Raw genomic sequence first — 9,587 nt, 5'->3', positions numbered from 1 at the left:
CCGATCTCGCCATTACCTATCAGCCACAATTGCACTTTTTTGCCGACCAGGGTTTACCGCTGATGCGCGTCGGCACCTTAATTAACACGCCGCTGAATACGCTGATTGCGCTGGATAAAAACATCCGCTCACCGGCCGATTTGAAAGGGAAGAAAGTTGGATATTCGGTTAGCGGCATTGAGGAAGCCACGGTCGCCACTATGCTGCATCATGAAAAGCTCAGGGCGGATGATATCAAACTGATTAACGTGAATTTCCAGCTAACCAGCGCGCTGATGGCGGGTCAGGTGGATGCCATTATTGGAGGTTATCGCAATATTGAAGCACTGGAACTGGCGTTGCACGGCAAACAGCCCGTGGTGTTTAATGTTGAGGATTATGGCGTTCCGGCATACGACGAACTGATTATTGTTGCCAATAAAGCCGCCGTCAATCAGCCTAAAATCAAGAAATTTCTCGCGGCACTGAAGCAAGGTAATGACTACTTGCAGGCGCATCCTGAGGAGAGCTGGAACCGCTTCGCCGCCAGCCACGCGGAACTGAATACCGAGCTGAACCGACTGGCGTGGCAAAAAACATTGCCATTATTTGCCAGCGATCCGGCTAAGCTGGATCGCGCACGCTACCAGGCCTATGAGCAATTTCTTTTCGATCACCAACTGATCAAAAAGATCACTCCGGTCAGCGAGTATGCCACTGAACTGAAGTGATCGTCAGCCGAAGCCGGGGGAACTGCCCCCGGCTCTGCCACGTCAGAAATCGGTATTATTAATATCGATAACAAAACGGTACTTCACATCGCCTTTCAGCATGCGGGCAAAGGCATCTTCAATCTGATTGCCTTTAATCAGTTCGATATCCGCGGTGATATTGTGCTGACCACAGAAATCCAGCACTTCCTGCGTCTCGCGGATACTGCCGATTGAGGTTCCGCTAATGCTCAGACGGCGGAACACCATTGGCGTGACATCCGGTGCCGGATGGCGGCTGTCGGGAATCCCCACCAGTACCAGATGACCGTTGGTTTTTAACGTACTCAGATACGCATCCAGATCGTGTGGAGCCGCCACGCAATCCAGAATCAGATCGAGGGTATTTGCCGCGTCGGCCATCTGTTTTGCATCGGTCGAGACCACCACGGATTTCGCGCCCAGACGGATGGCGTCCGCGCCTTTCTGCGGAGACGTGGTAAACAGCGTCACCTCAGCACCCAATGCGCTGGCCAGTTTGACCGCCATATGGCCGAGGCCACCCAGTCCTACCACGCCGACTTTATCACCGGCTTTCACATTCCAGTGACGCAGCGGCGACCAGACGGTAACGCCAGCACACAGCAACGGAGCCACGCCGCTCAGCTCAAGGTTTTCAGGCACGGACACCACAAATTTGCTGTCCACCACGATACCTTCCGCGTAACCACCCCAGGTGGTGCCGCCGGTATAGCGATCTTTGCCGTTATAAGTCGGGGTAAAGCCCGCTTCGCAATACTGCTCTTCCGCGCCCGCACAGGCCGCGCAGTGGCCGCAGGAGTCGACCATCACCCCCACACCCACCAGATCGCCGGCTTTAAAGCGGCTGACCTGATGACCGGTTTCGCGCACCCGGCCCACAATCTCATGGCCCGGCAGCATCGGGTACTGGCTGACGCCCCATTCATTACGCGCCAGATGCAGATCCGAATGGCAGACACCGCAATAGAGAATATCGATGCGAACGTCATCAGGTTGAACATCACGCGCGTCAACGCTGGCTGGCGCGAGCGGTAAATGTGCCGCGCTGGCAACAATGCCTTTAATTTTCATAGGATCATCCAGATTGTGTCGGTTGCACCTGTTATCACAGGCCATGTCAGAGGGCGGCCACTATAGACAAAAGGGGTTAATATTGGTAGTAGTTACCCTTTTGGGACATAGGTACCAAAAGGTGACCATATGCCAGTAATCGTTGACGGCAAAATGATGTTTTACGCGGATTCCGAACCGCGTCGTTTAATGGAATTGTTCTCGGTAAAGTGGACCACCATGGTGATTCATGCGCTGTATCACTGGCCGGGCGGAAAATGCCGTACCGGCGAATTGCAGCGCAGCCTTGATGGCATATCAAAGAAAATGCTGGTGCAATCGCTACGTGAAGTCGAGCGGCGTGGACTGGTCAAACGCAATGTTTTTAATGTCGTACCGCCAAAAGTGGAGTACGAATTAACTGAACTGGGCCGCACCTTCGCCGAACCCATTGAGCTGATGTATCAATGGGGGCTGGATAATCAGGCCGCGCTGGATGCCATGGAAGCCGCCTGTCAGCAGAATCGGTCATTGTAGCGGCGGGGTTAGCGCTGTGCCTTAGCCATAATTTTGCGAAATTCCGGGCAGTCGAGATGGTCGCTGGCCGGGCAGCTGGCAACATGTCGTAAACCGTCGCGCACCTTCATTAACCGCTTAATGGTGCGATCGATCTCACTGGCTTTATTGCTAAGCAGCACACGATCAATCACCATTTCCCCCTGCGCGGTAAACATCGCGGCAATATCATCCAGGGTAAAACCTGCGGTGCGACCCAGCGCAATCAGCGCCAGTTTTTGCAGCACCCCGACGTGATATTGCCGCCGCAAACCGTGGCGACCCGTCGGCTGGATCAGCCCTTTCTTCTCGTAAAAACGCAGCGTCGAGGGTCTGACGCCTGCACGCTGAGCCACCTCAGCAATATCGAGTTCTTTCATGCTTGACTTGAAGTTCACTTTAGGTTGCACAATGCCGCTCAGCTTATCATCTTACCCTGTACGGAGCGTAACGCATGTTATCTGAGGTCATTATTCGTCTGTCGCTGATCGGTATCGGTGCCACGCTGTTAATGGATGGCTGGTCACTGCTGCAAAAACATCTGCTCGGCATTCCGCCGCTGAATTATGCCCTGCCAGGCCGCTGGATTTTGTCGATGTTTCGCGGCCAGTTTGTCCACCGCACTATTTTGCAAACGCCGCCAGTCAAAGGCGAGCGCACGATCGGCTGGCTGTTTCATTATCTTACCGGCATGGTATTTGCCGTCATTCCGTTGCTGCTGGCCGGTGCGGAATGGCTGGATCAGCCGGGTTTACTGACCGGGTTACTTGCCGGGCTGCTGACCTGCGCCGCCCCTTTCCTGATTATGCAGCCGGCGTTTGGCTTTGGTGTGGCGGCAGCTAACGCGCCGAACCCCGCGCGCGCCAGACTACTCAGCTTACTGACGCATAGCGTATTTGGCCTCGGTCTGTTTCTGGCGGCGCAGCTGACTAAACTGGTGTGACGCAGTGATATACTCACGGCAAAAGCGCATAAGGAGATTTTTATGAACGGTCTTACGGTTACAGAAGCACTGGATAAACTGGAAGCGATGTACGATGCGGCGGTTAATGCATTACGTGATGCAATTACCACGTATATTGCCGATGGCTCGCTGCCTGCGGCCGATCAACGTGCGGCTGGCCTGTTTGTTTACCCGCAAATCCGTGTCAGCTGGGAAGGCAGTGCCGCCGATCATCACTTATCCCGCGCTTTTGGTCGCTTTACCCGCCCTGGCTGTTACACCACCACCGTCACCCGACCGGCGCTGTTTCGTGCCTATTTACAGCAACAGCTGGAAATGCTGAGCGGCGAATATCCGATTACCCTGAAAGTAGAGCCGTCACAGCAGGAGATTCCGTTTCCTTATGTGATTGACGGTTCCCGGCTGATGCTGGATCGCAGTATGAGCGCCGGTATCGCCCGGCATTTCCCGACCACCGAGCTGTCGCAGATTGGCGATGAAAATGCTGATGGCACCTTTCATCCCTCCGATACCTTACCGCTTTCCCACTTTGATGCGCTGCGCAGTGATTTCTCCCTCGCGCGCCTGAAACACTATACCGGCACGCCGGTAGAGCACTTCCAGTCGTGGGTGCTGTTTACCAATTATACCCGCTATGTGGATGAGTTTGTGCGCTGGGCTTGCGAACAGATTGCGGATGCGGATTCGCCGTATCAGGCGCTCTCCTGCGCCGGTAATATTGTGATTACCGCAGAAACCCGCGATCCGCAGCAGACCATTTCCGATCTGGCGTGGAAAAATCATCAGATGCCCGCCTGGCACCTGATTGCTGAACAGGGTCAGGGAATTACGCTGGTGAATATTGGCGTTGGCCCGTCGAACGCCAAGACCATTTGCGACCACCTGGCGGTACTGCGGCCGCATGCGTGGCTGATGATCGGCCACTGTGGCGGCCTGCGTGAAAGTCAGACGATTGGCGACTATGTGCTGGCGCATGCCTATCTGCGCGACGATCACGTGCTGGATGCGGTGCTGCCGCCGGATATTCCGATTCCCAGCATTGCGGAAGTTCAACGTGCGCTGTTCGACGCCACCAAAATTGTCAGCGCCATGCCGGGTGAAAAGGTTAAACAGCGGTTGCGTACCGGTACGGTGGTCACCACTGACGATCGTAACTGGGAATTACGCTACTCGGCGTCGGCGCTGCGTTTTAACCTCAGTCGGGCGGTAGCGGTGGATATGGAAAGCGCCACTATCGCGGCGCAGGGATATCGCTTTCGCGTGCCTTACGGCACACTGCTGTGCGTTTCGGATAAACCGTTGCATGGTGAAATCAAACTGCCCGGTCAGGCGAACCGCTTTTACGAAGGGGCGATTTCGGAACATCTGCAAATCGGTATTTGCGCCATCGATCTGCTGCGTGCCGAAGGCGACCGCCTGCATTCCCGTAAGCTGCGTACCTTTAATGAGCCGCCGTTCCGCTAAAGATAACCGTTGGGGCGGCGTTATCACCGCCCCAACACAATCCCTTTACTACCAGCTATAACTCGCTGACGCCACGATACTGCGACCGCTGCCGTAGAAGCAGGCCGAGGTGTTGCTACAGGATGAAACATAGTGTTTATCGCTGAGGTTATTCACATTCAACTGTAATGTCGTGCCCTTCAGCGCCGAGGAGATGGCACCCAGCTGGTACTTCGCCATCGCATCATACAGCGTGTAATGCGCCACATTAAACCCACCCTCGGAGTCACCCGGTGTGGTGCCGGTATAACGCACACCGGTGCCCAGCGTCAGTCCGTTCAGTGCCCCTTCCAGGAAGCTGTAACTTCCCCAGGCCGATGCGGCGTGACGGGGAACCGAAGCAATTGCCTGCCCTTCCTGTAGCGGGTTACTGCTGGCTTTGGTCACCGCATCGGTATAAGTGTACGCCGCCATTACCGCGATTTCCGGCGTCAGCTGGCTGCGTAACTCCGTTTCAACACCTTGCGATTTCACCTTGCCAATCTGCTCGAAGTAACCAAGAACGCTGTTGTACTGGCTGATATTTTTCTGCGTCAGATCAAACGCCGAGAGCGTCAGCACCGTATCCTGCCCCGGAGGCTGGAACTTCACCCCCACTTCCGTCTGTTCGCCGGTAGTGGGCGCAAACGGATCGCTGCCCGGCGCACCAATACTGAGGTTAGGTTCAAACGAGGTGCTGTAGCTGATATACGGCGACAGGCCATTATCAAAGGCGTACAGTAATCCGGCGCGACCGGTTAGCTTGTTGTCATTTTGCTGGCGGCGGGTATTGTCGGTGCGATCCTGAGTACGCACTTCTGACCAGTCATTACGGCCCGACAACAGCAGATTCCACTGATTCCACTCCAGTTGATCCTGTAAATAGATCCCGACTTGATCCAGCTTCTTACGGCTACTGGTGGCAAGGCTTAACTGGCTTTCGTCTACGCTGACAGGCTGCGGACGCGTCCAGTCCAGGTTGTATTTATCGCTGCTCTCGCGCCATAACTTGCTGTCGAGGTCGCTCCATTTATAGTCCAGACCGGCCAGCAGCGTATGCTGCACCGCGCCGGTGTCAAACAGCGCTTTAAACTGGTTGTCAATGCCCAGCTCTTTCGACTCAATTTTATCATGCTGTGGACGACGGCCAATGGTGGTCGGTGCGCCGCTCACGCCGCTGGTAAACACCAGATATTTGTAGGATTCGCTCATGGTGCTGTAACGGAAATTCTGCTGGAACGACAGCGCCTCATTAAAGTTATGCTCAAAAATATAACCTAATGAAGTTTGTTCACGCTTCGCCTGATTAAAGCTCGGGTCGCTGACATTAAAGTCGTAAGGGATATAGCTGCCATTACCCGGCACCACGGTGCCGACATACGGCAGGAAGTTACGGTAACCGGCCTTTGGCTCGTTGGTGTAGCTGGTCAGCAGCGTAATACTGGTATCGTCATTCGGTAACCAGGTGATGGCCGGCGCAATCGCCATGCGCTGCTGCTTATTATCCTTAACGAACTCATGTCTGGTGCTGGCGATACCATTCAGTCGGTAAAACAGCGAGTAGTCATCATTCAGCGCGCCGCCAAAATCAAATGCCGCTTCGGCCAGATGCTGATTACCACTGCTGAACTGCACTTTATGGATACTCTCTGCCGTCGGGCGCTTGCTGGTCATGCTGATCAGCCCACCGGGATTCACCTGGCCATACAGCACCGATGCCGGGCCATGCACCATCTCCACCCGCTCCAGCAACCAGGGATCAACCTGCCCGGCCGCCCCCGCCTGGCCGGATAAACCGTAGCTCAGACCGTCGAGAAACTTCGGCGCATAGCGAAAGCCACGGCTGATTACTTCATCATTACGGTTGGAGTTACCCCGGTAGTTGGTGAGCACGCCGCTGGTATAGCTCAGCGCATCGGATACCGACGGTGCCGCCTGATCGTCCATCTGCTGGCGGGTGATAACCGAGATCGATTGCGGCGTTTTTCTGAGTGCCGTTGGCGTTTTGGTGCCTGAAGCACTCTCTTTCGCCACGATGCCTTTTAGTGGTGCGGTGACACTCTCCCCGGACTCGGCTGTGACGAGCAGCGTGTTTTCGCTGGCCGCCATGCTGTGTGCAACCGGCATCACCAGCAAGGTTGAAGTCAGCAATACTCTGATAGCCGGTTCTTTGACTGGCTGTTTTTTATTTCGGTCGGACATGATGTTAATCCCTGTCAGCACTGCCTGATGAAAATACCCAGTTATATCCATAACCCCTTGCCACAGAGGGAAAATACTCACTCAGTTGAGGTCGGCGCTGATGCTATTGCAAATGTAAATAATTCTCAATGACATTTGCATTAGTAGTTCTTAAGATAGATATTATCAACAACGCGTCAGGTTCTGTGACGCACGCTAATGGAGGATAAGGTGAGCATTAACCCGATTAAGCCAGTGCAACCTGAGGGTACAGCGGCTGGTTTACTGGCAGCGGCAGACGCCGGTCAGCCGCAGTGGTGGCAACAGCTGGCACAACTGGGCACACCGCTAATTGAACCGGCAGGCAATAGTGAAGTGAAAATGAACTATTTCTGGCGTGACCCGACCGGAACGGCACAACAATCCGCCATTGTGCGGGTGTATATTGATATTAATGGCATCACCGACCATCACAGCCGCACGCCGCAAAGCTTGCAGCGACTGGCCGGAACCGATATCTGGTACTGGTCAACCACCGTCGATGCGCGCTGGCGCGGCAGTTATAGCCTGATACCGATCGATGCCAGCCAGTTGCCACCGGCTTTCAGCGCGGATGATAATCTCGCCAGTCAGCAGCAGCGCGAATGGTGGATATCGCTGTTTCCGCTGGCGATCGCCGACCCGCTGAATCCGCTGCGCAGCTATTTTAACAGCCGTGGTCAGCCGCTATCTGCCGCGCATATGCCGGCTGCACCGCCGCAAACTGGCTGGCTGGCGTGGGATCATCACCGTGAAGCGCCGGTTGATACTAGCCGTCTGCAACAATTCAACTGGCACAGCTCACGGCTGGATAATCAGCGCCGCATCTGGCTGTATAGCAGCGGCGAAACCGCGCAGCCTGCCACGCGCCCGCTGGTGATTCTGCTCGACGGGCAAAACTGGGCGCAAGGTATTCCACTGTTTTCGGTAATTGAGCAGCAGACGGCTGCAGGATTACTGCCGGCTGCCTGTTGGTTATTTATTGATGTTATTGATATGGCTCACCGCGAACAGGAACTGCCCTGTAACCCCGAATTCTGGCAGGCGATACAGCAGGAGTTACTGCCCGAGGCGCGTCGCCGGGCGGCATTCACCGAAGATCCCCAACACACGGTGGTGGCCGGTCAGAGCTACGGCGGTCTGGCGGCGATGTATGCCGGTCTGCACTGGCCGCAGCGCTTTGGCCGGGTGCTCAGTCAGTCGGGATCGTTCTGGTGGCCGGAGGTAAAATTTGTCACTCAGTCGGCGCAACGCGACAGCTATCAGCCAGGCTGGCTGACCAGACAGGTCGACGAGCATCACGTGGCCGCCGCCACCCTGACTATTTTCCTGGAATATGGCGACCGCGAACCAAGTATCGGCTTTGTTAATCAACAGATGCTGCGGGCCTTAACCGCCGCCGGACATCGTATCGAACAGCGCGAATTTATCGGCGGTCACGACTCCCTTTGCTGGCGCGGTGGCCTGCTCGACGGATTACAACGGTTGTTGAACGCAGAGTAACCGGCGACGCCCCTTCCCGTTCAGTCCGGCGAAGGGGCATGAAAACGCCCGCAGGGCACAATCATTGGCGTATGTGACACCGGATCGTCAATCACAATACAGGCCATGCCAAATACGCGCTCAACCAGTTCCGCACTGATGATGTCCGCCGGTTTGCCCTGCGCAATAATCTCGCCGCTGCGCATCACAATCAGATGGTCGGCATAGCGACAGGCCTGATTCAGATCGTGCAGCACCGCAATCAGCGTATGGCCCGCCTGCTGATTCAACTCACGAAACAGATCCAGCAACTCGATTTGATGCGCAATATCCAGCCAGGTGGTCGGCTCATCCAGCAGTAACAGCGGGGTTTGCTGCGCCAGTACCATCGCCACCCAGACCCGCTGACGCTGGCCGCCCGACAGCTCATCGACACTGCGATCCGCAAGCTGTTCGACATTTGTCGCGCGCATTGCCGCGCTGACCGCCTGCTGATCCGCTTCGCTCCACTGCTTTAACAAACTCTGGTGTGGATAACGACCCCGCGCCACCAGTTCAGCCACGCTAATCCCTTCCGGCACGATGGCATGTTGCGGCAGCAGGCCAAGCTGACGCGCCAGCGCTTTGGTGCCCAGTTGATGAATATCTTTGCCGTCAAGCAGCACCTGTCCGGCACGTGGCTTCAGCAGACGACAGAGCGCCCGCAGCAGCGTCGACTTGCCGCAGGCGTTCGGGCCGATAATCACCGTAAACTGATTATCGGGAATATTGACGCTCAGCTCACTGGCAATCACTTTTTGCTCATACGCCAGCGTCAGTTGCGCTGCCTGCAAACGACTTTTAACCAAAGATTTCATACTTAGCGACGAGCCTCACGAATCAACAACCAAATCAGATACAGCCCACCAATGCTGACAGTCACCGCGCCAACCGGCAGCTGTACACCGTCGAAGCTGTGTTGTGCCGTCAGGTCGGCAGCCAAAAGTAACAGTGCGCCGGTGGTGGCGGCAGAAAACAGCGGCACCGAGCTGGCGCGCGTCAGGCGGCGGGCAATCTGCGGTGCCGCCAGTGCAATAAAGGATATTGGTCCGGCGCTGGCGGTC

10 protein-coding genes are annotated in these 9,587 nt (G+C 55.7%); 5 read left to right on the top strand and 5 right to left on the bottom strand.

The window, feature by feature from the left end:
- Nucleotides 1–710, top strand: a 710-nt coding sequence (locus NG42_RS21400; RefSeq protein ID WP_052903024.1) for an ABC transporter substrate-binding protein, incomplete at its 5' end; no start/stop codon positions are given.
- A gap of 42 nt (nt 711–752) precedes the next feature.
- Here NG42_RS21400 and NG42_RS21395 read toward each other — a convergent pair.
- Entirely contained in the window at nt 753–1,802 is a 1,050-nt protein-coding gene (locus NG42_RS21395) for an NAD(P)-dependent alcohol dehydrogenase (RefSeq protein ID WP_052903018.1), read from the bottom strand.
- 129 nt (nt 1,803–1,931) lie between these two features.
- Between NG42_RS21395 and NG42_RS21390 the strand changes: the two genes are divergently transcribed.
- Entirely contained in the window at nt 1,932–2,318 is a 387-nt protein-coding gene (locus NG42_RS21390) for a winged helix-turn-helix transcriptional regulator (RefSeq protein ID WP_052903016.1), read from the top strand.
- An 8-nt stretch (nt 2,319–2,326) separates the two neighbouring features.
- Here NG42_RS21390 and NG42_RS21385 read toward each other — a convergent pair whose 3' ends face one another.
- The gene (locus tag NG42_RS21385; RefSeq protein ID WP_052903014.1) at nt 2,327–2,716 is read right to left on the bottom strand and encodes a helix-turn-helix domain-containing protein; all 390 of its coding nucleotides are present in this window, start codon (nt 2,714–2,716) and stop codon (nt 2,327–2,329) included.
- A gap of 74 nt (nt 2,717–2,790) precedes the next feature.
- On the opposite strand from NG42_RS21385, the gene NG42_RS21380 reads away from it, so the two are divergent.
- Nucleotides 2,791–3,279, top strand: coding sequence for a DUF2938 family protein (locus NG42_RS21380; RefSeq protein ID WP_052903013.1), 489 nt, complete (start codon nt 2,791–2,793; stop codon nt 3,277–3,279).
- A gap of 42 nt (nt 3,280–3,321) precedes the next feature.
- Complete coding sequence (locus NG42_RS21375; protein WP_052903011.1) at nt 3,322–4,764, top strand: AMP nucleosidase; 1,443 nt, start codon at nt 3,322–3,324, stop codon at nt 4,762–4,764.
- A 48-nt stretch (nt 4,765–4,812) separates the two neighbouring features.
- Here NG42_RS21375 and NG42_RS21370 read toward each other — a convergent pair whose 3' ends face one another.
- Entirely contained in the window at nt 4,813–6,984 is a 2,172-nt protein-coding gene (locus tag NG42_RS21370) for a TonB-dependent siderophore receptor (protein ID WP_052903010.1), read from the bottom strand.
- A 210-nt stretch (nt 6,985–7,194) separates the two neighbouring features.
- On the opposite strand from NG42_RS21370, the gene fes reads away from it, so the two are divergent.
- On the top strand, nt 7,195–8,505 hold the full coding sequence (fes, locus tag NG42_RS21365) for an enterochelin esterase (RefSeq protein WP_338152350.1): 1,311 nt from the start codon (nt 7,195–7,197) through the stop codon (nt 8,503–8,505).
- Nucleotides 8,506–8,525: 20 nt separating this feature from the next.
- On the opposite strand, the gene NG42_RS21360 is transcribed toward fes, so the two are convergent.
- Nucleotides 8,526–9,341: an ABC transporter ATP-binding protein gene (locus NG42_RS21360; RefSeq protein WP_052903008.1), complete on the bottom strand. Its 816-nt coding sequence runs from the start codon at nt 9,339–9,341 to the stop codon at nt 8,526–8,528.
- Between the two features lie 2 nt (nt 9,342–9,343).
- A partial coding sequence (locus tag NG42_RS21355; RefSeq protein WP_052903007.1) for an iron chelate uptake ABC transporter family permease subunit occupies nt 9,344–9,587 on the bottom strand: 244 nt, incomplete at its 5' end.

The organism is Winslowiella iniecta, from assembly GCF_001267535.1.
Lineage (GTDB): Bacteria > Pseudomonadota > Gammaproteobacteria > Enterobacterales > Enterobacteriaceae > Erwinia > Erwinia iniecta.
This window is presented reverse-complemented; position numbering and strand designations above follow the sequence as displayed.